8 protein-coding genes are annotated in these 26,561 nt (G+C 73.6%); all 8 read left to right on the forward strand.

Annotation, left to right across the window (positions count from 1 at the left end):
• The first annotated feature begins 127 nt into the window (after nt 1-127).
• The 8 genes from BMX74_RS03440 to BMX74_RS03475 are packed head-to-tail and all read left to right on the forward strand — an operon-like array spanning nt 128 to nt 26,515.
• The gene (locus BMX74_RS03440; RefSeq protein ID WP_177227194.1) at nt 128-5,320 is read left to right on the forward strand and encodes a non-ribosomal peptide synthetase; all 5,193 of its coding nucleotides are present in this window, start codon (nt 128-130) and stop codon (nt 5,318-5,320) included.
• Nucleotides 5,317-6,582 carry a cysteate synthase gene (locus BMX74_RS03445; RefSeq protein WP_091098199.1) on the forward strand — a complete coding sequence of 422 codons (1,266 nt, stop codon included), beginning with the start codon at nt 5,317-5,319 and terminating at the stop codon, nt 6,580-6,582. Before BMX74_RS03440 ends, BMX74_RS03445 begins: the two co-directional genes overlap by 4 nt.
• Nucleotides 6,579-16,010 carry a non-ribosomal peptide synthetase gene (locus tag BMX74_RS03450; protein ID WP_091098201.1) on the forward strand — a complete coding sequence of 3,144 codons (9,432 nt, stop codon included), beginning with the start codon at nt 6,579-6,581 and terminating at the stop codon, nt 16,008-16,010. Before BMX74_RS03445 ends, BMX74_RS03450 begins: the two co-directional genes overlap by 4 nt.
• Complete coding sequence (locus BMX74_RS03455) at nt 16,007-19,234, forward strand: non-ribosomal peptide synthetase (protein ID WP_091098203.1); 3,228 nt, start codon at nt 16,007-16,009, stop codon at nt 19,232-19,234. Before BMX74_RS03450 ends, BMX74_RS03455 begins: the two co-directional genes overlap by 4 nt.
• Nucleotides 19,221-23,081: a non-ribosomal peptide synthetase gene (locus BMX74_RS03460; protein WP_177227196.1), complete on the forward strand. Its 3,861-nt coding sequence runs from the start codon at nt 19,221-19,223 to the stop codon at nt 23,079-23,081. The genes BMX74_RS03455 and BMX74_RS03460 overlap by 14 nt, the downstream gene beginning before the upstream one ends.
• Before the next feature lie 2 nt (nt 23,082-23,083).
• Entirely contained in the window at nt 23,084-24,349 is a 1,266-nt protein-coding gene (locus BMX74_RS03465) for an MFS transporter (protein ID WP_091098207.1), read from the forward strand.
• Nucleotides 24,349-25,332 (forward strand): guanitoxin biosynthesis L-enduracididine beta-hydroxylase GntD, encoded by a 984-nt coding sequence (gene gntD, locus BMX74_RS03470; protein ID WP_091098209.1) that lies wholly within the window; start codon nt 24,349-24,351, stop codon nt 25,330-25,332. The genes BMX74_RS03465 and gntD overlap by 1 nt, the downstream gene beginning before the upstream one ends.
• A gap of 13 nt (nt 25,333-25,345) precedes the next feature.
• Nucleotides 25,346-26,515 (forward strand): pyridoxal-phosphate dependent enzyme, encoded by a 1,170-nt coding sequence (locus BMX74_RS03475; RefSeq protein WP_091098211.1) that lies wholly within the window; start codon nt 25,346-25,348, stop codon nt 26,513-26,515.
• Nucleotides 26,516-26,561 lie beyond the last annotated feature (46 nt).

Genomic DNA, 26,561 nt, shown 5'->3' on the forward strand with positions numbered 1-26,561 from the left:
AGTGACTGAAGGGCTCAGAACCGCTGGTAGCGCTGCAATGGACTCTGCACGGGGTGCGAATCTGAGCTGCGGGGAGAATTCTTGTGCGAACAAGAACGCTCAGCCCTGCCATGGGCTGAGGAGCAATATGTCAGGATTTCGTGACACGTACGCCGACGGCGACACCCGTCCGTCCGCGGGTTGGTCCTCCATCGTCCGTCACTGGGCGCGATGTCAGCCGGGAAAGGTCGCCTTCACCTTTCCCCCTGACGTCCAAGGTCCCACCGGCACCCACGTCTCCCCCGGCACTCAGGGCCGGACCAGCCTCACCTACGGCGAGCTCGATCTGCTGACCCAGACCTACGCCGCCCACCTGGCCGAGCTGCGCCCGTCACACCCCGTCCTGATCCTCTATCCGCCCGGCATCGAATACGTGATCGCCCTGCTCGGCTGCTTCCGCGCCGGGGTGGTGCCGGTGCCGGCCTACCCGCCGACCGCGCGCAGATCCGCCCTGGACCGGCTGGCGGCGATGGCGTCCGACACCGGCGCCACGCTCGCGCTCACCACGGCCGCGGGCCGCGCCAGGATGGCCCGCAGGGCGGCCGACCGGCCCGCGCTGGCCGGCGTGCACACGCCCGACGTGGAGGGCTGGCTGAGCGGCCCGAACCTCCCCTTCACCCACGACGACCCGCTCCCGGACGACCTCGCGCTGCTGCAGTACACCTCCGGCTCGACCTCGGCCCCGCGCGGAGTGCGGCTGACCCACGCCAATCTGCTGCACAACTCCCAGGTGATCGCCCACGCCTTCGGGACCGGCCCGGAGCTGCGCGCGGTTTCCTGGCTGCCGCTCCACCACGACATGGGACTCATCGGCGGCGTGCTGCAGACCGTCTACAGCGGCGGCAGCGCGGCCCTCATGTCACCGTCCGACTTCGCCATGGATCCCGTCCGCTGGCTCCGGATGATCAGCGAGACCCGGGCGACGATGAGCGGCGGCCCGAACTTCGCCTACGACCTGTGCGCCGAGCGGATCTCGCCACAGGACCTGGCCGGTCTCGACCTCAGCTCCTGGGAGGTGGCCTTCAACGGGGCCGAGCCGATCAGCGCGGCCACGCTCGACAGGTTCGCCGAGACGATGGGAGCCTGCGGGTTCCGGCGCGAGGCGTTCACGCCGTGCTACGGGCTCGCGGAGTCCACGCTGATGGTCACCAGCAAGCCGCGCGGCGGGGCACTCGCGCGTGCCACCTTGCCGAGGGACGGCGGCCCGGGCGAGATGACGGTGGTCGGGTCGGGGAAGGCGCCGCTCGGCGACCCGCTGGCGATCGTGAACCCGGTCACCGGCGAGCCCGTCGACGACGGCGTCGTCGGAGAGATCTGGGTCGCCGGCCCGAGCATCAGCAAGGGCTATCTGACCGGCGCGTTCCCCCACGGCACCCTGCGCGGCGAGTCCTGGCTGCGCACCGGTGACCTGGGCTTCCTGCGCGAAGGAGAGCTGTTCGTCACCGGCAGGCTCAAGGACCTCGTCGTCATCCGTGGCCGCAACCTCTATCCGCAGGACATCGAGCGGACCGCCGCGCTGTCGCATCCCGCGCTCCCCGCCGGCGGCGGCGCCGCGTTCTCGCTGCCCGGCCGGCGCACCGAGGAACTCGTCATCGTCCACGAGGTGATCAGGGGCACCCCCGAGGCCGAGCTGCCCGCGATCGCCGCGGCGGTCGCCGAGGCCGTCGTGAGCGCGCACGAGGTGCGTCCCGGACGGGTCGTGCTGATCCGCGCGAGCTCACTGCCGAGGACCACCAGCGGCAAGGTGCAGCGCGGAGCCTGTCGCGAACGGTTGCTCGCCGGCGAGCTCAAGGTGCTCTCCTCCGCCGCGCCCGCCGGGCAGCCCGCCGGGCGGCCCGTCGCCGACGGACCGGAGGGGATGATCCAGCGAGAGGCGGCCGCCATCCTCGGCCTGGCGCCCGGCGAGGTCCCCGGCGACCTGCCGCTGGTCTCCGCGGGCCTGGACTCGCTGGGCGCGCTGCGTCTGTGGCACCGCGTTCGGCGGGATCACGACTCCAGCGTGGACCTGGAGGACGCCATCGGGATGTCGGCGCGCGAGCTGGCGGCCACGCTCACCCCACGGGAGCACCCCCACCGGACAGCCGCGCAACCGCCTGATCGGGAGCCGCCCCGCGAAGCGCCGGTCTCGGCCTCACAGCGGTCGATGCTGTTCATGCACGAGCTGGCCCCGCACAGCAGCGCCTACCTGCTCAGCGCCGAGGCCGCCCTCGAGTCGCCCGTCGACGTCCCCCGGCTGTCCGACGCGCTGCGCCGGCTCGCCGATCGGCACGAGGCACTGCGCACGACCTTCCCCGGCGGTCCCAGGCAGGTGACGCATCCGGTGCTCGAGCCGGACTTCGAGCATGTGGACTGCGCGGGTTGGAGCGAGCGCGAGCTCGCGGAGGCGGTGCGGCAGGCCGCCGGCAAGCCGCTCGACCTCGAACGCGGCCCGCTCCTGCGCGTGCGCCTGTTCTCGACCGGCCCGCGCGCGCACCGCCTCGTCTTCACCGTCCACCATCTGGTGGCCGACCTGTGGTCGGTCTCGCTCCTGCTGCGCGATCTCGACTTCCTCTACCAGGGCGGGCGGCCCGATGTCCCGGCCAGGACGTACGCCGAGTTCGTGGGCGCGCAGGCCGAGCTGCTGTCGGGGCAGGAGGGCGAGCGGCTGTGGCGGTTCTGGCGGGAGCGCCTCGACGGCATGCCGGCAGAGCCGGCCCTTCCCGCCGATCGCGTCAGGCCGCCCAGCCCCCGCTTTCGCGGCTCCAGCGTCAGGCTCGACCTCGACGCGCGGACCGGCACGGCCCTGCGCCAGCTCGCCGAGGCCCAGGGCGTCACCCTGTTCACGGTCCTGCTCACCGCCTTCCACATCCTGCTGTCCCGGTACGCGGGCCGCAGGGACGTCGTCGTCGGCACCCCCTACCACGGGCGTGAGCAGGCCGAGTTCGCCGGGACCGCCGGGTGCTTCGTGAACACGCTGCCGTTGCGCACGACCGTCGACCCGGCGGAGCCGTACCCCACGATGCTGCGGCGCGTGCACGAGGAGACCCGTGAGGCGATGCGGCACGGCGCGTTCCCCTTCGCCACGCTGGTGGAGCGGCTGCGACCGGCGCGCAGCTCGGCCCACACGCCGTTGATCCACGCGATGTTCTCGCTGCATCAGACGCCGGTGCGCGGGCTGGCCCCCTTCGCCCTGGGCCGGGAGGGCGGCGAGCTGAGCATCGGCGGGCTCGCGCTGCGCTCGCTCGAGTCAGCGGCGGAGGACGCGCAGTTCGACCTGGCACTCGCGATGGGGGACCTCGGCGACGGACGCCTCGGCGGCACCCTCCGGTACGACGCGGACCTGTTCGACGAGTCGACGATCGGGCGGATGGCCGCCCACTTCCAGACGATCGCCGACGGCATCGCCGCGCGCTCCGACCGCGTGGTCGGCGCGCTGCCCATGCTGACGGAGCGGGAACGGGGCCTGCTGCTGCCGCCGGCGCCCGGCGCGGAACCGGCCGCCGCGCTGCTCGTCGAGCGTTTCCACGAGCAGGTCCTCGCCCGTCCTGACGTGCCCGCGGTGTCCTGCGCGGGTGAGACGCTGACGTACGCCGAGCTTGGCCGCCGCTCCGACGCGCTCGCGCGGCGACTGGCCGGGCTCGGCATCGGCGCGGGCGACATCGTCGCGGTCGCCTTGCCGCGTACCCCGGACCTGATCGTCGCGCTGCTCGGCGTGCTGAGGACGGCCGCGGCCTACCTGCCGATCGACCTGGACCTCCCGCCGCGCCGCATCACCGACATGCTGGACGACGCGGGCCCGGCCGCGGTGATCACCGAGCCGGGGAGCGGCGTCGACCCGGGCGGGGCGGCCGTCGTCACGATGGGCGGCACCGGCGGACCGCTCGGTGAACCGGGCGCTCCCGGCCCCCACGACCTCGCCTACGTGATCTACACGTCGGGCTCGACGGGCCGTCCGAAGGGCGTCTCGGTGACCCACGGCGGCCTGGCCGCCTTCTGCCGCGCGGCCGGGCGGCTGTTCGGCCTCGGGCCGGGCTCGCACGTGCCGGCGATCACCACCGTGTCGTTCGACATCGCCGTGCTCGAACTGCTCGTGCCGCTGACCGCGGGCGCCACCGTCCGGCTCCTGGACAGACGGACGGCACGCGACGGCACGCTGCTGCGCGCCGCACTGGAAACGGGCCCGGCCACCCACCTGCAGGCCACTCCGGGCACCTGGCAGCTCCTGCTGGACGCGGGCTGGTCAGGCACGCCCGCGCTGACCATGCTCTGCGGCGGCGAAGCGCTGCCGGCTCGGCTCGCCGAGGAACTGGCGGGCAAGGGCGCCGTTCTGTGGAATCTCTACGGGCCCACCGAGGCCACGATCTGGTCGACCGCCGCGATCGTGGGCGCCGGCCGGGTGTCCATCGGCCGGGCGATCGAGGGCACCCGCGCGTACGTGCTGGACGAGGCGCTCCGGCTGGTGCCGCCGGGAGCCGTCGGCGAGCTCTACATCGGCGGCATGGGGCTGGCGCGCGGGTATCACGGGCGTCCCGCCATGACGAGCGAGAGATTCGTCGCCGACCCGTTCAGCCGGCCGGGCGCCCGCCTCTACCGCACCGGCGACCTGGTGCGCCTGAGGCCGGACGGCGAGTTGGAGTTCCTCGGCCGCTCCGACCATCAGCTCAAGGTCCGCGGCCACCGGGTCGAGGCGGGCGAGGTCGAGGCGGCCCTGTCACGCCGGCCCGGCGTGCGGCGCGCGGTGGTCACCGCGCACGGTTCCACCCTGGTCGCCTACCTGGAAGGCACGCCCCCCGACCAGGACGACCTGCGCAGGGCGCTCGCCGAGTGCCTGCCCGGCTACATGATCCCCTCGGTGTTCGTCCGGCTCGACCGGCTGCCCGTCACCGCCAACGGGAAGATCGACAGATCCCGCCTCCCCGCGCCGGAGCCCGTCTCGCCCCCCGCCGGCGAACCACCTGCCACGGGCACGGAACGCGCGGTGGCCGGCCTGGTGTCCGCCCTGCTGGGCGCGGAGGCGGTGGGCAGGCGGCAGAACCTCTTCGACCTGGGCGCGCACTCCCTGCTGTTGTCCCAGCTCGCCGCGCAGATCAGGGAGGCGTTCTCGGTGGAGCTCGCCCTGCACCGGCTGTTCGAGGAACCCACGGTCGCGGCGGTGGCGGCGCTGATCGACGGCGCGGAGCGGCGCGACTCCCGCCTCGGGCCGATCCGCCGGGCCGACAGGAGCCGCTACCTGGCCGCCCGCGACGGCGGAGGCGCGCTCGAACTGCCCGCCGCGCTCCGCCGATCGGCTGGAGAGCGATGAATGACCGGCACTACGCGCTTCGCTGCACGGCCTGCGAACGCCGCTACGACGACGACGGCTGCCTGTTGACCTGCCCCGCGCCCCACGAGCCCGCCTACCTGCGCACCGAGTACGCCGCCATGTCCCTGCGGCCGTGCCCGCAGGAGCGGGGGCTGTTCCGCTACCGGGAGTGGCTGCCGATCCGCGAGGTCTCCCCCGACGCCCCGGGGACCCTCGTGTACCGGTCGGCGGAACTGGGCAGGCGGCTGGGGCTCGGACAGCTCTGGATCGCCTTCCACGGCTACTGGCCGGATCGCGGCGCGTTCGCCGAGACGGGCACGTTCAAAGAGCTCGAGGCGGCGGCCGTCCTCGGCAGACGCGCAGGCAGGCAGGAGACGCTGGTGGTCTCCTCGGCGGGCAACACGGCCGCCGCGTTCGCCGCCGCCGGCTCCCGCTCGTCCACGCCGTGCCTGCTGGTCGTGCCGGAGACCATGCTCGGCCGGCTTTCCGCACGGGAGCGGCGCCATCCCCATGTGCGACTGATCAGCCTGGGCGGCGGCGCCGACTACACGGATGCGATCGCGTTCGCCGGGCGGCTGGCGGCCCTGCCGGGATTCGAGGCCGAGGGCGGCGGGTGGAACGTGGCCCGCCGCGACGGGCTGGCCACCGTGATGCTGGCGGCCTACGAGGCGATCGGGCGCACTCCCGACCACTACTTCCAGGCGGTCGGCAGTGGCGTGGGGGCCATCGCGGCGCACGAGGCCGCCGTCCGGCTGGGGGCGGATCCGCCGCCGCGCCTCGTGCTCTGCCAGAACGACTCCTGCGCGCCGCTGTACCGGGCCTGGCTGTCGGCCGACGGGGCCGCGGACGACAGGGAGCGTGCCCGCACGTCCAGCACGCCCGAGCTCACCAACCGGCAGCCCCCTTACCTGGTGCGCGGCGGGGTCAGGGACGCGCTGAAGGAGAGCGGCGGTGTCGTCACCGCCTCAAGCGACGCGGCGGCGACGGCGGCGATGGAGCTGTTCCTGACGTGCGAGGGCATCGACATCGAGCGGCCGGCCGCGTTCGCGCTGGCCGCGCTGCGCGAGGAGGCGGAGGGCGGCCTCATACCCAGGGACGCGGTCGTGCTGCTCAACGTCACCGGCGGCGGACGCGAACGCTTCCGCCGCGACCACCGGCTGCTCCCCGCCGCACCGGATCTGCGGCTGACCAGGGAGCAGGCGCTGCGGGACGAGGCGCTGGAGACGGTTCACCACATGTGCGAGTCAGGGGGGCAGGCGTGACGGAGCGGGACAACTCCATGCAGAGCCTGGCGGAGCGGATCGCCCGCCTCGCGCCGCACGAGCGGGCCGTGCTCGAACGCCGGCTGGCCGCCCGGGCGGCGACCACGCCGGACCAGGCGAGGACCGCCCCCATACCAGTCCGCCCTCCGGGCGCCGCCCGGGTCCTGTCACCGGCGCAGGAGAGCCTGTGGCTGCGCCAGCACATGGATCCCGCCGCCCCCGCGGGAATCCTGCTGGCCGGCGTGCGCGTGCGGGGGGAACTCGACCTCGACCGGCTCAGAACGAGCCTGCGCGAACTGGCCGAACGCCACGAGACCCTGAGGATGACGGTGACCGAGGACGGCGGCGTCCCACGCGTGGACGTGGACTCTGCGGCCGGCCCCGAGCTCATCGCTCACGATCGGCGTGGCCGGCCGGAGAGCGCGCTGCTCGACCTGATCGCCGCGGAGACCCGGCGCCCCTTCGACCTGGCTCGCGGCCCGCTCCTCCGGCTGCTCTCGGTGCGCCTCGGCGCGGCCGAGCACGCCCTGATCCTGGTGATGCACCACATCGCCGGCGACGGCCGCTCGCTGGACGTGCTGGTGCGCGACCTCGCGCTCGCCTATGCGGGCAGGCTCGGCCAGGCGCCGCCGCTGCCCATCCAGTACGCCGACTACGCCGCCTGGCAGCGAGCCGAGTCCGGCGGACCGGCGATGCGGAAGGGCAGGGAGTTCTGGCGGCGGACGCTCGACGGCTTGCCCGCCACGTTGGAACTGCCCGCCGACCTGCCGCGCCCGGCGCGCCCGAGCGGCCGGGGCGCGACCAGGACCCTGCACCTGGACGCCGGGACCGCCGCCGCGCTGCGCGCCTTCGGCGGGGGCAGCAGGTTCATGGCGCTGCTCGCCGGGTTCGGCGCGGTGCTCGCCCGCTTCACCGGGCAGCAGCGCGTCCCCGTCGCCACCCCCGTGGCCGGGCGAGGCCGCCCGGAGCTGGAGGAACTGGTCGGCTGCTTCGTCAACACGCTCGTGCTGCCGGTCGATCTCGCGGGTGATCCCGCCCGTGCCGAGACGTTCCCCGAGCTCGTGGCGCGGACCCGGGACACGACGCTGGAGTGCTTCGAGCACCAGGACGTGCCGCTCGAACACGTCATCGCGGAGATCAACCCGCCCAGAGACCTGGGTCACCCGCCCTTCGCCCAGGCGATGCTGGTCGGGGAGGAGGCCGCGCGCGGCGACCTCGACCTGCCCGGCCTCACCCTGAGCCCGCTCGACCTCGGCGATGGCGGGATCGCCAAGCGCGAGCTGACCCTGACGGCGACAGGGAACGGTGCGGACCTCCGGCTGGACCTGACCTTCGACACTGACCTGTTCCTCCCCGAGACCGCGGGCAGGCTGCTGGACTGCCTGGATCGGCTCCTGCGCGGCGCCGCCGCGGACCCGAGCAGGCCGCTGCGCGAACTCCTTCGGCTCGGCCCCGACGAGCACCACGAGATCGTGCACACCTGGAACCGCACCGCCGCGCTGCCGCCGCAGGCGTGCGTGCACGACCTGTTCGCGGCCCAGGCCCGCCACACCCCGGAGGCGATCGCCGTCGCCGACGAGACCGGGACGCTGACCTACGAGCGGCTCGACCGCGACAGCGACCGGCTGGCCCGCCACCTGCGCTCGCTCGGGGTGGGGGCGGAGACCCCCGTCGGCGTCTGCCTCGAACGCTCCTGTCTGCTGCCCCTGGCGGTCTTGGCCGTGATGAAGGCCGGGGGCATGTACGTGCCGCTGGCCCCCGACCAACCGGCCGAGCGGCTGCGCCGCATACTCGACGGCACCGGCGCCCGCGTGGTGGTGACGTCCTCGGCTCACCTGGAACGGCTGCCCGCCTCCGTCCGGGCGGTCCCGCTCGACGACGCCGAGCAGCGCTGGCGCGACGGGCCTTCCTCGCCGCTCCCGCCCGTGGCCGGGCCCGCGCACGCCGCCTACCTCCTGCACACCTCGGGCTCGACCGGCCTGCCCAAGGGCGTGGTGGTCGAACACCGGCAGGTGCACAGTTACGTCCGCGCGGTCGTCGCCGACCTCGGGCTCTCGACGGGCGGCAGCTACGCCATGCTCCAGCCGCTGACAGTCGACTCCTGCGTCACCATGCTCTTCCCGCCGCTGATCGGCGGTGGCACCCTGCATCTGATCTCGGCGGAGCAGGCCGCCGACGCCTCGGCCCTGGCCAGGTACTTCGAGGCCGCCGGGATCGACTACCTCAAGATCGCGCCGTCGCACCTGGCGATGCTGCTGGAGACCGGCGACGACAGCGTGCTGCCGCGCCGTACTCTGATCATCGGGGGGGAGGCGTCGCACTGGGAGTTCGCCGGGCCGCTGCGCGACCGGGCCCGCTGCGCGGTCGTCAACCACTACGGCCCGACGGAGACCACGGTCGGTGTCCTGGTCCACCCGTTGAACGAGACGAGGGCCGGGGTGACCGTGCCGATCGGCCGGCCGCTCGCCGGCACCACCGCCTACATCCTGGACACATGCCTGAACCCGGTGCCCGTCGGCGTGGCGGGGGAGCTGTACATCGGCGGGGCCAACGTCACCCGGGGCTACTGGCGGCGGCCCGCGGAGACCGCCGCCGCGTTCGTCCCCGACCTGTTCGGCGGCACACCGGGCGCCCGCCTGTACCGCACAGGTGACCGGGCCCGCCACCTGCCCGGCGGCCTGATCGAGTACCTCGGCAGAGGCGACGACCAGGTGAAGATCAACGGTTTCCGGGTGGAGCCGGGGGAGGTCGAGGCCGCCCTGCTGTCCTGCGAGGGGGTCCGCGAGGCGCTGGTGACCGTCGCGGACGGACGCCTGATCGCCTACGTGGCCGCCGGCGGCGCGGACCTCAGGACCCCCCTGCGCGCCCTGCTGCCCGGCCACATGATCCCCTCGGCGTTCGTCCACTTGGACTCCCTGCCGCGCACCCCGCACGGGAAGGTGGACAGGAGCGCGCTGCCGCCGGTCGCCGCCGACCCGGATCAGGAGCCGACCCAGCCCAGGGACGAGTGGGAGCGGCTGGTCGCCGACGTCTACGCGGAGGTGCTCGGCGTGCCGGCGGGCGCGGACGCCGACTTCTTCGCCCTGGGCGGCACCTCCCTGTCGGCCATGGCCGTGATGGCCGGGATCCGGCGCCGGCGATCGGTCCAGATCACCCTGCGCGACCTGTTCGAGTGCCCCACCGTCGCCGCTCTGGGCGCGCTCATCAGGCGGGCCGAGAAGTCCGGAGAGCCCGTTCCCGTCCCCGTTCCCGTGCCCGTGCCGCGCGTGGGGACGCTGCCGCTGTCGCACGCGCAGCGGCGGCTGTGGTTCCTGCACCGCTTCGATCCCGGTGGCAGCACGTATCACCTGCCGTTCTCGGCGCCCATCGTGGGCGACCTGGACGTCGAGGGGCTGCGGCGCGCCCTCCGCGCGCTGCTCGAACGGCACGAGGTGCTGCGGTCCGTGGTGGTGGAGGAGGACGGCGAGCCGCGCCAGCGCGTGCTCCCCGTCCCTGGCGACCCGCTCGACGTCGTCGACCTGTCGGCCCTGCCGCAGGGAGAACGGCGCCGACGGCTGGAGGAACTGGGCAGGAGGACCGCGCTGGCGCCCTTCGACCTGTCGAACGACCCGCCGTTACGCGCGGTCCTGGTCAGGACGTCGCCCCAGGAGCACCGGCTGCTGCTCACCGTGCACCACATCGCGGCGGACGGCTGGTCGATCAGGCTGCTGGCCAGGGACCTGGCCGCGCTGCGCGACGGGCGGCCACCCGCGCCACTGCCGCTGCAGTACGCCGACTACGCCGCCTGGCAGGACGCCATGCTGGAGGCCGGCGCCCTGCGGCCCCAGCTCGACCACTGGCGCGAGCGGCTGGCCGGCCCGCTCCCCGTGCTGGACCTGCCCGCCGACCACGTCAGGCCCTCCACCAGGTCGGCGGCCGGCGACACCCACCTGCTGGAACTGCCGGTGGAGCTGGCGGAACGGCTGCGCGAGGTGGGCAAGCGGCACGGGGCCACCCTGTTCATGGTGCTGCTCGCCGCTCAGTTCGCCCTGCTCAGCAGGCTCACGGGAGCCTCCGACCTGATCGTGGGCACCGTCGTCAGCGGGCGGAGCAGACCAGAGTTCGACGAGGTCGTCGGCTGTTTCGTCAACACGCTGGCGGTGCGCGCCGACCTCGCGGGAGATCCGTCCTTCACGGACCTGCTGGGCAGGGTGAGGGCCGAGACGCTGGCGGCCTTCGCCAACCAGGACGTGCCGTTCGACCGGGTGGTGGAGGCCGTCGCCCCGGAGCGGGACCCGAGCCGCCACCCGATCTTCCAGGTCGTGATGTCGCTGGACGAGGGCGACACCGGCCAGGGCGACTCCCTGGCGACGGGGACGGCCAAGTTCGACCTGCTGGCCGCGTACACCGCGAACCCGGGCAGGTTCGCGGTCGCATTGGAGTACAGCACGGAGCTGTACACGGCGGAGACGGTGGCGCGCTGGGCGGACCACCTCGCCCAGACGCTGCGCCAGGCAGCCGACGATCCCGGGCGCCCGCTGAGCGAGCTCGGCCTGATGGAGGAGCGTGAGACCACGGAGCTCACCGCGGCCTGGAACGCGACCGCCGTGGGCTACCCGCGCGACCTCGCCGTGCACACGCTCTTCGAGCGGCAGGCGGCGCTGCACCCGGACGCGGTCGCGCTCGTGCTGCCCGAGCGGCAGGCCACACTCAGCTACGGCGAGCTCGACGCGCTGACCAACCGCCTGGCCAGGTACCTGCACGCCCGCGGCGTCCGGCCGGGGGACCGCGTCGGCCTGCTCATGGAGCGCTCGGCGGACCTCGTCGTGGCCGAGCTCGCCGTGCTCAAGGCCGGCGCCGCGTACGTGCCGTTCGAGACCGACACCCCGGCGGCCCGGCTGGAGCAGATGCTGCGCGACACCGGCGCCGAGATCGTCCTGACCTCCTCGGCTTTCCTGCACCTGCTGCCGACCGGCGCCATCGCCCTCGACCAGGCAGGCCCCGAGCTCGCCGGCCTGCCCGCCCACGGGCTCGGCCTGCCCTCCCGCGCCGACCAGCTCGCCTACATCATGTACACCTCGGGCTCCACCGGGGTGCCCAAGGGCATCGCCATCCCGCACCGCGGCATCGTCAGGCTCGTCGTCGGCAGCGACCTCGGTTCGCTGAGCTCGGCCGACGTGCTGCTGCAGGTCGCGCCCGCCGCGTTCGACTCGGTGACGTTCGAGGTCTGGGGCGCCCTGCTGAACGGCGCCAGGCTGGTGATGGCTCCGCCTGGCAGGCCCTCGCTCAGCGAGATCGAGCGGCTCGTCCTGGAGCACGGCGTCACCGTCCTCCTGCTCACCGCCGGGCTCTTCCACCAGCTCGCCGACCACCGGCCAGGCGTGCTGCGCGCGCTCGACCGGCTGCTCAGCGGCGGTGACGTCATGCTGGCCGGGCCTGCCGGGCGGGCGCTGAGGAGCGCCCCCGGCCTCGAGCTCGCCAACTGTTACGGGCCGACGGAGACCACCACGCTGGCGACCCGCCACCGCGTCACCGAGCAGAGTCTGACCAGGCCGTCGATACCGATCGGCGGACCCATCTCCAACACCACCGTCCATGTGCTCGACCGCCGCATGCGGCCCGTGCCCGTCGGCGTGCTGGGCGAGATCTACATCGGCGGGGACGGGCTCGCCTGGGGCTACTGGCGGCGGCCCGGGCTGACCGCGGCCGCGTTCGTGCCCGACCCGTTCTCCCCGGGGGCACGGTTGTACCGGTCGGGAGACCTGGGCAGAAGGCTGCCCGACGGGGAGATCGAGTTCCTGGGCCGGGGCGATCACCAGGTGAAGATCCGCGGGTTCCGGGTGGAACTCGGTGAGGTGGAGACGGTGCTCGGCCGGCACCCGGCGCTCCGCGCGGCCGTGGCCGGCGTGAGCCGGCCGGACAACCGGCTGATCGCACACGTGCTCCTGCGCGACGACTGTGCCGAGGCGGACACCGGCCGGCTGGAGCGGGAGCTGATCGCCTGGATGGCGGAGCGTGTGCCTGGCTCCATGGTGCCCAGCGCGGTGGTCGTCGTCGACGAGTTCCCCCTGACGGGCAACTTCAAGGTGGACCGGGCCGCGCTGCCGGCTCCCGACTGGGCCGGGCGCGGCGGGACGTACCGCGAGCCGGAGGGCAGGGAACAGAGGGAACTGGCCGAGATCTTCGCCGAGGTGCTCGACGTGCCCGTGGTGGGGGCCGACGACGACTTCTTCGCCCTGGGCGGCCACTCGCTGCTCGCGACCGGCGTCCTGGCCAGGATCCACGACCGCTTCGGCGTGGAGCTGCCGGTCAGGACGCTGTTCGAGAGGCCGACCGTGGCAGGGCTGGCGGCCGGGCTGACGGCGGGGCCGGAGGCCGAGCCGGGCGACCTGCTGCCGCCGATCCTGCCCGGGCGCGGGCCTGCGCCGCTTTCTTCCGCGCAGCGCCGGCTCTGGTTCCTGCACCAGCTCGACCCGGGGTCCACGGCGTACCACATGCACGGCAGGTGGCGGCTCACCGGACCGTTGGACCCCGAACTGCTGGAGCGCTGCCTGCGCGCCGTCATCGACAGGCACCAGGCACTGCGCACGGTCTTCCCCAGCGTGGACGGCCGGCCCGCGCCGCGGGTGCTGCCGGCGCAGGCGTGGACGATGCGCCGCGCGGAGCCGGCCGGCGGCCCGTCCGAAGCGCTGCGGCTGTGCGACGCCGAGGCGGCCACGGTCTTCGACCTCGAACGAGGGCCACTCATCCGGGCCTGCCTGCTGAGGACGGGCGACGACGAGCACATCCTGACCGTCACCGCGCACCACATCGTGGCCGACGGCTGGTCCGTCGGGCTGCTGGCCGACGAACTGAGCAGGCTCTACCTGAACGGCGGCGGGACGGACCTGCCCGAGCTGCCCGTCCAGTACGGCGACTACGCCCGCTGGCAGCAGGAGGCGCTGTCCGGTGGCGCGCTGGCCCCGCACCTGGAGTACTGGCTGCGGACCCTCGAAGGAGCGCCCACCAGCATCGACCTGCCCAGGAACGCCGACGGGCCGCCCAGAGGAGGGACAGCCGCCGCACGCCTGGACGGCGACGCGGCGAGCGCTGTCAGGAAGCTGTTCGCGGCCCACGGCGTGACCACGTTCATGGGCATGCTCGCCGCGATGGCGACGGTCCTGTCACGGTGGTCGGGCCAGAGCGACGTCGTCGTCGGCGTCCCGATCGCCAGCCGGCGCAGAACCGAGCTGGAACACCTCATCGGCCTGTTCATGAACACGCTGGCCATGCGCGTGAACCTGGCCGGCGCCCCCACGTTCGCCGAGCTGCTCGACAGGGTGCGCGAGGTGGCGCTGGGCGCCTACGCCCACCAGGACCTGCCGTTCGAGAAGCTGATCGAAGAGCTCCAGCCCGAACGCGACCTCGGCAGGAGCCCCCTCATCCAGGTCGCGCTCAACGTGGTGAACGTGGCGAAGGCCGGCCTGTCCCTGCCCGGTCTGGACGTGGAGCCGCTGGGCGAGGCCGAGACCACGCCCAAGTTCGACCTGACGCTCTACGTGAGCGAGGACGAGGACGCGCTGGATCTGACCCTCAGCTACCGGGCCGAGCTGTACGAGCCGGAGCTCATGCACGACTTCCTCGGCCAGCTGGCCCGGCTGCTCAGGGCCGCGGCCCGCGACCCCGACCGGCACGTCTTCGCGTATCCCCTGGCGGACGAGGAGCCCGGGCCCGCCCTGGCCGTGCGAGGTCCCACGCGCCTGCCGCTGCCGAACCAGGCGCCCGACCAGGACGGCATCGCGCTCGCCGACGCGGCAGGCGCGATCACGTACGGCGAGCTGGAGCGGGCCGCCAACCGGCTGGCCCATCACCTGATCGAGACCGGCGTCCGTCCCGGCGACGTGGTGCCGCTGGCCGGGACGCGCTCGGCGCGGCTCGTGGTCGCGATGCTCGCCTGCCACAAGGCCGGCGCGGCGTTCGCCGTCGTCGACCCCGCGCACCCGCCCAGGCGCAGGCAGCGGATGATCGAGGCGGTCGGTGGAAGGCCCGTGCTGGAGCTCCATGAGCACCCGGCCGACGGGCGTCCCGACACGCCGCCAGGCGTCGACGGCGCGGCCGCGTACGCGATGTTCACCTCGGGCTCCACCGGCACGCCCAACGCCGTGCTCGGCGGCCCCGGCCCGGTGGCGCACTTCGTCGACTGGCACATCGCCACGTTCGGGCTCACCATGGACGATCGCTTCGCCCTGCTGTCCGGTCTGGGCTACGACCCGGTCCTGCGCGACGTCTTCACCCCGATGCGGCTCGGCGCGACCCTGCACATCCCCGGCGCGGACGTCATGGCCGACCCCGCCCTGATCGGGCAGTGGCTGGCCGGCAACCGGATCACCGTCGTCCACCTGACACCGCCGATGCTGCGCCCGCTCGCCGAGATGTCGGGGCCGCTGCCCGACCTGCGGCTGGTGTTCAGCGGCGGCGACCGCCTCACACCGGACGACGTCGCAAGGCTGCGCCGGGTCGCGCCCGCTGCCCGGTGCGTGAGCTTCTACGGCGCCACCGAGACGCCCCAGGCGATGGCCTACACGGAGGTGGACGCCGACGATCCGCCCTGGCACCGCCTGGGCGAGCCGGTCGACGGCGTGGACCTGATCGTCGCCGACGCCATGGGACGGCCTGCCGCGCTCGGCGAGATCGGCGAGCTGTGGGTCCGCACGCCGTACCTGGCCTGGGGCTATGCGGGCCGGCCGGGGCTCACGGCCGAACGGTTCGTCGCAGGGCCCGGCGGAGGGCGGATCTATCGCACCGGTGACCGCGCCCGGCGGCGTCCCGGCGGGTCGCTGGAGTTCCTCGGCCGTGGCGATCGCCAGGTCAAGGTGCGCGGGCACCGCGTCGAGCCCGGTGAGGTGGAGGCCGCGCTGTCGCGGCACACGGAGGTGACGGCGGCCGCGGTCAAGCCATGGCGCGAGTCGGACCTGGTGGCGTACGTGGCGGCGTCGGGCGATCCCGACCTGGCCGCGTTCGCTCGCCAGGAGCTGCCTGAACACGCGGTGCCCGCCCGGATCATCCGGGTGGACGCGCTGCCGCTGACCGCGAACGGCAAGGTGGACTGGGACGCCCTTCCCGAGCCCGCGGCGGCGCCGGCGGCCGGCCCGCGGGTGCCGCCGTCCACGCCGCTGCAGAAGGCGCTGGCCGCGATCTGGGCCGACCTGCTCGACCGCGCAGAGGTGGGCGTCCGCGACGACTTCTTCGCGCTCGGCGGTCACTCCCTGCTGGCCACCACGCTCGTGGCCAGGGCACGCGCGGAGCTGGACGCCGACCTCGGCGTCCGCGACCTGTTCGAGGCGCCGACCGTGGAGCAGCTGGCCCTGGTGATCGTCGAGCGCCGGGTCGCCGCCGAGGAGGAACTGCTCACGGCCATCGAGACCATGTCCGACGACGAGGTCGAGGCACGACTACGGGAGCTGTCATGAGCGCCATCTCCGACCGGGTCTCCGCGCTGCCGCCCGAGCGGCGAGCCCTGCTCGAACGGCTGCTCGCGCAGCGGTCCGCCGACCGGCCCGCGATCGGCCGCTCCACCGGGCCGGCGGTGCCGTCCTTCGCCCAGGAACGCATGTGGGTGCTGCACCAGCTCGACGCCGGTCACGCCACGTACACGATGAAAGGCGCCGTACGCTTCCCCGGCGAGCTCGACCCCGACGCGCTGGGCTGGGCCTTCCAGCGGGTGGCCGAGCGGCACGAGACGCTGCGCAGCAGGTTCGCGCCCGACTCCACCGGCACGCCCCGGCTGCTCATCGCTCCGCCCGGGCCGGTGCCGATCCGGCTGGAGGAGCGCGACGGCTGGCCCGCGGCCGAGCGGCTGGCCGCGGAGGAGGCCGCGCGCCCGTTCGACCTGGAACGCGGCCCGCTGCTGCGGGTGCTGCTCGTCAGGGTCGCCGGCGAGGGACACCTGCTGGCGCTGGCCGTCCACCACATCGTGGCCGACGGCTGGTCCGTGGGCGTGCTGGTGGGCGAGCTGGCCCGGCTGTACGCGGCGCGGCGCGAAGGCCGCCCCGATCCGCTGCCGCCCCTGCCCGCGCGCTACCGCGACTACGCCGCCTGGCAGCGCGCGGAACTCACCGGATCGCGGCTGAGTGAGCTGCTCGACTACTGGGTCACCGGGCTCGACGGGGCGCCCGCGGTATCGACGCTCCCGCCGGACCGGCCCCGGCCGGCGGTGCGGAGCTCGCGTGGCGCGGTGCTGCCCGTGGAGCTCGGGCCGCGGGCGGCGGCCGCGCTGCGGGCGCTGGCACGAGGGCAAGGCGTCACGCCGTTCATGGTGATGCTGGCCGCCATGGCGGTGGTGCTGGGCCGCCAGGCCGGCCAGCAGGAGGTGGTGATCGGCACGCCGGTCGCCGGACGGACCAGACCTGAGCTGGAGCCGTTGATCGGGCTGTTCGTCAACAGCCTGGCGCTGCGCGTGGACCTGCGCGGCGACCCCGGGTTCGGCGAGCTGCTCGCCCGGGTCAAGAGCGTCGCGCTCGGTGCGTACGACCACCAGGACCTGCCGTTCGAGCGGCTGGTGCAGGCCGTCGCGCCGCCGCGCCACCCCAGCCACTCGCCGATCTTCCAGGTCCAGCTCGCCCTGGACAACACCCCTTCGGCCGCCTCCGAGTGGCAGGAGGGCGCTCAGGTCCGGGTGGACAACGCCACCGCCAAGTTCGATCTCAACCTCATGCTGGCCCCGGACGGCGACGGGATGCGCGGCGGCGTCGAATACGCGGAGGACCTGTTCGACCAGGCCACCGTGGCGCGTTTCTGGCAGCACCTGTGCACGGTCGTCGAACGGGCCGCGGCCGACCCGGCGCGGCCGATCTCCGCGCTCGACCTGCTCACCGCGGCCGAGCGCGAGGAGGCCATGGCGGCGGCGACCGGCCCCGTGACCGCCGAGCCGCGCGCATGCCTGCACGAGCTGGTCGCCGAGCAGGTGGAACGCGCACCCGAGTCCATCGCGGTGGTGAGCGGGCAGGAGAGCCTCACGTACCGGGAGCTGTGGTCCAGGGCCTGCGGCGTGGCGCACCACCTGCGCGCCGCCGGAGTCGGGCCGGACCAGGTCGTCGGCGTCCGGCAGGAACGCGGCGCCGGGCTGGTGGTGAGCGTTCTCGGCGTGCTTCTGGCCGGCGGCGCCTACCTGCCGCTCGACCCGTCCTACCCGCCCGAGCGGCTGTCGCTGATGGCGGACGACGCGGGCGCCGTCGCGACACTCGCCGCCGCGGACCACGGAAGCCGCGACGCGCCGCCGGCGGCGCGTCGCGGGCCTGGACATCTCGCCTACACGATCTTCACGTCAGGGTCCACCGGGCGGCCCAAGGGCGTGCAGGTCACCCACGCCGCCATCGTCAACCGGCTGCTGGGCATGCGGGACCAGCACCAGGTCGGGCCGGGCGACGTCATCCTGCACAAGACGCCCATCGGGTTCGACGTGTCGGTGTGGGAGCTGCTTCTGCCGCTGGTCACCGGCGCCCGCCTGGTCGTCGCGCCGCCCGGCGCCCACCGCGACCCCGCCTGGCTCACCCGGATCATGGCCGAGCAGGGGGTGACGATGTGCCACTTCGTGCCGTCCATGCTGCGGGCCTACCTGGAACACGAGAGGCTGCCCGCCACGGTCACCAGGGTCGTCTGCAGCGGGGAGGCGCTCACCTCCGACCTGGCCGAGCGGTTCCGGGGAAGCAGCGCGGCCACGCTGGTCAACCTCTACGGCCCGACCGAGGCCGCCATCGACGTCACCGCGCACACCGTCGGCGCGGCCGACACCGTCTCGGTCCCGATCGGGCGGCCGGTCCCAGGCGTGCGCGCATACGTGCTGGACGAGAGGATGCGGCCGGCGCCGGTGAACGTGGCGGGCGAGCTCTTCATCGGCGGCAGGCAACTGGCCCGAGGGTACGCGGCGCGGCCCGCGGCGACCGCCGAGCGGTTCGTGGCCGACCCGTTCGGCGTGGGCGGGCGGCTGTACAGGACCGGGGACCGGGCGCGGCGCCGGGCCGACGGATCGCTGGAGTTCCTCGGGCGTGACGATCGCCAGGTCAAGGTGCGCGGGCATCGGGTCGAGCCCGGAGAGGTGGAGGCCGCGCTCTGCCGTCAGCCGGGCGTTCGTGCCGCCGCCGTGCGCGCGTGGCCGGACACCGGGCTCGTGGCGTACGTGGTGGCGCCTGACTGGCCGGGCGGGCCCGCGATGCGGGGCCTGCTGGCCCGGACGCTGCCGGAGTTCGCGATCCCCGCCACGTTCGTGGTGGTGGAGTCCCTGCCTCTGTCGGTGAACGGCAAGGTGGACTGGTCGGCGCTGCCGGAGCCGTCGCCGGAGCGGCCGGCGGGTCTCGTGCCGCCGTCCACGCCCGCGCAGAGCGCGCTCGTGGAGGTCTGGGCCGAGGTGCTCGGTCACACCGAGGTCGGGGTGCGGAACAACTTCTTCACTCTCGGAGGTGATTCGATCAAGGCCATCCGGGTCGTCGCCCTCGCCCGCGACCGGGGCCTCGAACTCGACGTCAACGACCTGTTCCAGCACCCCACGATCGAGGAACTGGCGGCCGCGGCCAGGGACACGTCGCCCCAGGACCCGGCGGCAGGCCTGCTCTCCGACGCTGACCGCGAGCGGTTCGCCGCGCTCAGGCGCGCCGTCGAAGCGCACGAAGAGAATGAGGAAAGCCATGCGTCTGATTGACGCCTACCCGCTGTCGATGCTGCAGAGCGGCATGCTGTTCCACAGCCAGAACGACACCGGCAGCTCGACCTACCGGGACATCCTGAGCCTCGACGTGGCCGGGCCGCTCGACCTGGCGGCGTTCCAGCGGGTCCTCGACGACACGGTGGCCGCCCACGGCGCGCTGCGTACCGGCTTCGACCTGACGTCGTTCAGTGAGCCGATGCAACTGCTCTACGAGGACGTCCGCGCGCCGGTCACGGTGACCGACCTGCGCGGGCTCGGCGAGGACGAGCAGGCGCGCCGGATCGAGGAGTGGTTCGAGGCCGAGAAACACCGGGAGATCGACTGGGCCAGCCCGCCGCTGGCCAGGTTCCAGGTCCACCGGCTGGGCGAGCGGCGGCACCGGATCGGCCTCACCTTCCACCACGCCGTGCTCGACGGATGGAGCCTGGCCTCCCTGGTCACCGAGCTCATGGCGCGCTATGGCGGCCTGGCCGTCCTCCCCGCGCCCGCCGCGGCCATGCGCGACCACGCGGCGCTCGAACGCAAGGCGCTGGCCTCCGAGGATGCCAGGCGCTTCTGGGCGGAGACGCTGCGGGAGCGCCCGTTCACGGCCCTGCCACGCGTACGGGACCGCGAGCGGGACGACCACGCGGCGGTCCGGATGACACTCGACACCGGCGTCGCGGACCGGCTGCGCGCGCTCGCCGCGGAACTCGGCGTCCCCGTCAGGTCCGTGCTCCTGACGGCGCATCTGGCGGTGCTGCGGCTGCTGACGGGCGAAGGTGACCTGTGCACGGGCCTGGTCACGCACGGCCGCCCGGAGACAGCCGGCGGGGACAGGGCGCTCGGGCTGTTCCTCAACACGGTCCCGTTCAGGTTCACGTCCGCCAGGGAGAGCTGGCGCTCGGCCGTGACCCGGGTGTTCCAGGCGGAGACGCGGATGATGCCGCACCGGCGTTACCCGCTCGCGCAGCTCCACCGCGACCATGTGCCCGCCGGCGAGTCGCTGTTCGAGGTGGTCTTCGACTTCCGCGACTTCCACGTCTACGAGGCGTTGGCGGACAGCGCGGAGACCAGGGTCGTGGACGCCAGGTTCTTCGAGCGCAACAACTTCCCGCTGACGGTCAACGCCGGCATGACCGGTCCCGGGCTGGAATTCACCCTCGTCAGCGACCCTCGCGAGTTCCCCACCTCCCAGCTGCGCACGATCGCCCGGTATTACCAGGCCGCGGTGATCGCCCTGGCCGAGCGTCCCGACGACCTCATGATCGTGGGCGAGCTGCTGCCGGACGAGGAACGCGAGGAACTCGCGGGCGCCTGGAACGACACCACCGCCGACCGGCCGCGCTCCAGCCTGGACGCGCTGGTCAGGGAGCAGGCGGCACGCACCCCCGCGGCCCTCGCGGTCGGCGACCTGACCTACGGCGCGTTGATGGAGGGCGTCGATCGGGTCGCCGCGGATCTGCGGGCCAGAGGCGTGGAGCGCGGCTCCCTGGTGGGCGTGTGCATGGGGCGCTCCGCCGAGGTGGTGGTCGCCGTCCTCGGGGTGCTGGCGGCCGGGGCGGCGTACGTGCCGATCGACCCCGCCTACCCGGCCGAGCGGATCACGTACATGATCCAGGACGCGCGGCTACCGCTCATCCTGACCGACGCCGGCGCCGCGGGGTCGATCCCGCCGGGCGTGCCCCTGGTCGACGTCCACCGGATACTCCAGGACGAGCCGGCGCCCGCCGTCCCCGCCGCGCACGGGCCCGAGGACCTGATGTACGTGATCTACACCTCCGGCTCGACGGGAAGCCCCAAGGGCGTCATGGTCACGCACGCGAATGTCGTCAACCTGCTGAGCTCGATGGCGGATCTGGTTGCGGCGGGCCACGACGAGCTGCTGGTGGCGCTGACGTCGCTGTCGTTCGACATCGCGGCGCTGGAGCTGTTCCTGCCCCTGGTCACCGGCGCCAGGCTGGCCGTCGCGGGAGACCTGCTGTTCGACCCGGAACGCGCGCTCGCCGGGCTGCGGGGCACGCCCACGCTCATGCAGGCGACGCCGTCGGCCTGGCGGCAACTGCTGGTCGGCGGCCTCGACCTGCCGCCGTCCCTGCGCGTCCTGTGCGGCGGCGAGGCGCTGCCCGACGACCTCGCGGCCGACCTCGCCGCCCGCTTCGACCGCGTGTGGAACGTGTACGGCCCCACCGAGACCACCATCTGGTCATCCGCCGACGAGATCACGCCGGGCAGCCCGCCGACCCTCGGCCACCCGGTGGCCAACACCCGGCTCTACGTGCTCGACGACGACCTGTCGCCGGCGCCGGTCGGTGTCCCCGGCGAGCTGTACATCGGCGGTGCCGGGGTGACCTGGGGCTACCTGGACCGGCCGGGCCTGACCGCCACCCGGTTCGTCGCCGACCCGTTCTCCGGCGAGCCCTGCGCCCGGCTCTACCGGACGGGCGACGCGGCGAGGCGCCGGCCCGACGGCCGGATCGAGTTCCTCGGCAGGCTCGACGACCAGGTCAAACTCCGCGGCCACCGCATCGAGCTGGCCGAGATCGAGTCCGCGATCCTGGCCCACCCCAGCGTGCACTCGACCGTCGTCACCCTGCAGGAGGACGCGCCGGGCGACCGGCGGCTGATCGCCTACGTGGTGCTCGAACCCGACGCCCGCCCGCCGTCCGACCCGCGCGGCTACCTGGCCGCCAAGCTTCCCGTCCAGCTGGTGCCCGCGGCCTTCATCCCGCTGGAGTCCATGCCGTTGACACCGAACGGGAAGATCGACCGCAAAGCCCTGCCGCGCGCGGGGAACGCCCGGCCGGTGCTGGCCAGGACCCCGACACCGCCGCGCGACGACCTGGAGCGGGACCTCGCCCAGCTGTGGGCGGAGACGCTGCGCTTCGAGTCGATCGGGGTGCACGACCAGTTCTTCGATCTCGGCGGTGACTCGCTGCTGGCGTTGAGGCTGCTGGCGAAGGTCCGCCAGCAGTTCACCAGCGAGGTCCCGGCCGTCGTCCTGTTCGAGCAAGGGACGGTGGCCGCGATGGCCGAGGCGATCAGGTCCAGGTCGCAGCCGCGCTCGGGCCCGCTCGTCGTCCTGCACGCCGAGGGCGGGCGTACGCCGCTGCTGTGCGTGCACCCTCTGGGCGGCCACGTGTTCTGCTACCGCGAGATGGCCGGCCACCTGGGCGCCGCAGGGCATCCCTTCTACGCCTTCCAAGCCCCCGGGCTCGACCACGGCGAGCCGATGACGAGCATCGAGGAACTCGCGCAGCACTACGTCGACGCGGCCCGGCAGGTCCAGCCGCACGGCCCGTACCTGCTGACGGGCTGGTGCATGGGCGGCGTGGTGGTGTACGAGATGGCCCGCAGGCTGCTGGCCGCGGGGGAGCGGGTGGGCCTGCTCGGCATCATCAGCTCCAGCGCCGACGAGCCCGTACCCGAGGCCTACGCGCAGGACGAGGCCCGGCTGCTGCTCGACGTCGTCTACGCCAAGGCGCTCGACCTCACCGCTGACGACCTGGCGGGGCTCACCGAGGAAGAACGCCTCACCCGGGTGTTCGCCGCCGCCAAGCAGGCCACCGACATCCGCCAGGACATCCTCACCAAGGACCAGCTCAGGCGCATCACCCGCGTGTACGGCGCGCACGCCCGCGCCTCGCTGGCCTACCGGCCGGGACCGCTGGACGCCGACGCCGTGCTCTACCGGCCCTCGGAAGGTCACGAGGGCGCGCCGCCCGACCTCGGCTGGGCGCCGGTCGTCACCGGGAGGCTCGACATCGAGATCGTCGACGGCACCCACTATTCGCTGCTGAGCGGGCCGAACGGGGAGGCGCTCGCCTCCCGGCTCATCGCCAGGGCCGCGGAGGTGAGGTAGGGATGTCACGCGCCCCCAAGGGAATGCCGGCGTTCACGGTGATCTGGGTCGGCCAGCTCGTCTCCATGATGGGATCCGCGACCAGCGGCTTCGCGCTCAGCCTCTGGGTCTACCAGGAGACCGGCTCGGTGGCCAGGTTCGGTGTGAGCCTGATCTGCGGCTTCCTGCCGGGCATCGTGGCCGCCCCGCTCGCCGGGGTGGTCATCGACCGGTGGAACCGGCGCACCGTGCTGCTGGCGGCCGACGGGGCGGCCGGTCTGGCCATGGGCGGCGTCGTCCTCGCGTACACGCTGGGTGACCTGCAGGTCTGGCAGGTGTACGCCTTCCAGGCCGTCGCCTCGCTCTGCGCCGCCTTCCAGTGGCCCGCCCTGACCGCCGCCATCTCCGCGCTCGTGCCCCGACAGCACCTCGGCCGGGCCAACGGGCTGATCGGCACCGGGCAGGCGATCGCCGAGCTGAGCGCGCCGTTGCTCGGGGCCGTGCTGCTGAGCGGGCCGGGGCTGGGCGCCGTGGTCGTGATGGACTTCGCGTCGTTCGGCTGCGCCGTGCTGACCCTGGCCGTGGTCAGGATTCCCGACGTCCCAGCGGAACGGGAGACCGCGCGGTCCCTCGGGCACGAGATCGCGCTGGGGTGGCGCTACATCCTGGCGCGGCGAGGGCTGCTCGGGCTGCTGGTGTTCTTCGCGATCTGCAACTTCGCCACCGGCGGCGTCACCGTGCTCGTGACGCCGCTCGTGCTGTCCGTCGCCCCCGTCACGACGCTCGGGCTGATCGGGACGATCGGCGGCGCCGGCATGCTGGCGGGCGGGCTGCTCATGTCGATCTGGGGCGGCGGCTCGGCCCGCCGGGTGCCCCTGATCGTCGTGGCCGCCGCCGCGGGGGGCGGGCTGCTCGTGGCCGCGGGCGCCTGGCCGGGGGTGGTGGTCTTCGGCGTCGTGTCCTTCGCCTACTTCCTGTGCATTCCGGTGGTCAACGCGTCCAGCCAGACGATCTGGCAGGTCAAGGTGGAACCCGCGCTGCAGGGCAGGGTCTTCTCGGCCCGCCGCATGATCGCCCAGTCGTGCGTGCCGATCGCGTACCTGCTGATCGGGGCGCTGGCCGAGACGGGAGCGGGCCGGGCCGCGTTCCTGCTGTCCTGCCTGGGCGTCCTGATGATCGCCGCGGCGGGGGCGGCGTACGCGAACCCGCGGGTCAGGCTCGTGGAGTCGGAGCTGTCCGACGCGGCCAGGCAGGACGTCGCGCAGGAACGAGTGGACGGGAGCGTGTGATGGGGATCGTGCGGGTCGTCGACGTGAGCGCTGAAGGCGCCGGGCTGCGCGCGGCGATCGAGGCGACAGCCGAGCGGTACACCGGCGTGGAGGACGAGGACTTCCTGCGCGGGATGCCGATGCTGGCGGCGCTGCTGCCCGAGCACCTGGTGCTCGCACTGCGCCGGCTGATGCTGGAGGAGTCGGCGCCCGTCACGGTCGTGCGGGGATTCCCCGTCCCGGAGGACCTGGCCCCGACCCCGTTGCACTGGCGCGCGGCGGACCCCGCCGCCACGCTGGTGCCCGACCTGTATCTGATGCTGCTCGGATCGGTGCTGGGCGAGCCGTTCGGCTGGCGCACGCTGCAGGAAGGGCGGCTCGTCAGCAGCGTGCTGCCGATTCCCGGCGGCGAACAGGAGCAGACCGGCCACAGCAGCGACGTCTGCCTGGAGTTCCACGGCGAGGACGCCTTCCACGACATGCGCTGCGACTACCTGGGGCTGCTCTGCCTGCGTAACCCGGACCGGACCCCCACCACGGTGGGGGCCGTCGACCTCAGCCGGCTGCCGGAGAGCGACGCGGCGATCCTGTCACAGCCCCGCTTCCGCCTCTGGGCCGACGACGAGCTGCGCAGGAACAGCGCCACGCTGACCGGGGACGAGGCGGCCACCGACTGGACCGGGGAGCGGGTGGTGCGAGTGCTGTTCGGCCACCCGCGCGCGCCGTATCTGCGCATCGACCCCGCGTACATGCGCGGCAGCGATGAGCCCGCGGCCTCGGCCCTGCGGCGGCTGGCGGAGCGGCTCGGCGAATCCCTGGTCGACGTGGTGCTGGAGCCGGGAGACGCGTGCCTGATCGACAACTACCGTGCCGTGCACGGCAGGAAACCCTTCACCGCCCGCTACGACGGCACCGACCGCTGGCTGCGCAGGGTCATGGTGACCAGAGACCTGCGCAAGTCCCGTGCCCTGCGGGCGAGCGCGCCCTCCCGAGTGATCCTTTGAGGAAAGGCACAGCATGACCGCCGAACTGATCAACCTGTCCGCCTACTGTCCCGGCACCGTGCTCGATCCCGTCACCAGGTCGCCGATCAGCGCGGAAAGGCTCCGCGACGCGCTGCCTCCGTCGCTTGCGGCACTGGAGCTGTCCTCGCGGCCCTCGGTGCCCATCCCCGGTCACCTCCTCGACCTCTTCACCGGCTACCGGCCGACGCCGCTGTTCGAGGCGGAGGAGTTCGCCCGCGCTCTCGGGACGGGCTGCCGGATCTTCGTCAAGGACGAGGGGGCCACGCCGTCGTCCAACCACAAGGCCAACAGCGCGTTCTGGGTGGCCTACCACTGCGCGGCCGACGGGGTCGCCGAGATCACCACGGAGACGACGGGCAACTGGGGGATCGCGCTGGCCAAGGCGGCCGCCGCGTTCGGCATCGAGGTGAGCTGCTTCATCGACCAGGCGAGCGTGCGCGCAAGGCCCGACCGGGTACGCCTGATGACGGAGGCGGGAGCGCGCGTCGAGGTCGTCGGCCCGGACGAGGAGGGCGCCGGCTTCGACCCGCTGGTGCTCTCGGCCAACCGCGCCGTCTCCTACACCCGTCGGCGCCCAGGGGCGCGCTACATCTTCGGCAGTGTCTACAACTACTTCATCCTGCCCCAGACCATCGTCGGCATCGAGGCGAAGCAGCAGCTCGGCCGGATCCGGCCCGACGTGGTGGTGGGCAGCTGCGGCGGAGGGGCCAACCTGCTGGGCATCGCGGCGGCGTTCCTGGTCGACAAGATCGAGCATGGGGCACCGGTCGACGTGGTCTGCGCGGAATCGGAGCTGTGCCCGATCGTCAGCAAGGGACGGCTCGGCGCGTACTCCATCGACGATCAGGACTTCTACCCGCGGCTGCGCACGTACGGGCTGGACCGGCTGCTCGGCGACGACGTCTACATCGGTGGGCTCGGCTCGACGATCGTGGCCGCCCCCGTCGCCCGCTTCCACGCCGACGGCCTGATCACGACGGAGACGTTCGGCGACAGGGAGGCCAGGGACGCGGCCGAGCTGTTCGCCACCACCCAGGGCCGCACCGTGGCCCTGGAGACCGGCTACCAACTGGCCGCCGTCGCCGCCGAGGCCCGGCGCCGGTCCTCGGGGAACATCCTCGTCAACATCAGCTCCACCGGGCGCGGCATCTCCTACGCCTGAGCGCGCCGCCCAGCCGGTCACGGCGGGGGCACCGGTGACGAAAGCG

Origin of the sequence: Nonomuraea pusilla (genome assembly GCF_900109355.1) — a bacterium.
GTDB classification, from domain to species: domain Bacteria; phylum Actinomycetota; class Actinomycetes; order Streptosporangiales; family Streptosporangiaceae; genus Nonomuraea; species Nonomuraea pusilla.

Bases quoted from the DNA above. Each gene is read 5' to 3' on its own strand.
- BMX74_RS03445 (WP_091098199.1), top strand. From the start codon at position 5,317: ATGAATGACCGGCACTACGCGCTTCGCTGCACGGCCTGCGAACGCCGC.
- gntD (WP_091098209.1), top strand. From the start codon at position 24,349: ATGGGGATCGTGCGGGTCGTCGACGTGAGCGCTGAAGGCGCCGGGCTG.
- BMX74_RS03455 (WP_091098203.1), top strand. From the start codon at position 16,007: ATGAGCGCCATCTCCGACCGGGTCTCCGCGCTGCCGCCCGAGCGGCGA.
- BMX74_RS03440 (WP_177227194.1), top strand. From the start codon at position 128: ATGTCAGGATTTCGTGACACGTACGCCGACGGCGACACCCGTCCGTCC.
- BMX74_RS03465 (WP_091098207.1), top strand. From the start codon at position 23,084: ATGTCACGCGCCCCCAAGGGAATGCCGGCGTTCACGGTGATCTGGGTC.
- BMX74_RS03475 (WP_091098211.1), top strand. From the start codon at position 25,346: ATGACCGCCGAACTGATCAACCTGTCCGCCTACTGTCCCGGCACCGTG.
- BMX74_RS03460 (WP_177227196.1), top strand. From the start codon at position 19,221: ATGCGTCTGATTGACGCCTACCCGCTGTCGATGCTGCAGAGCGGCATG.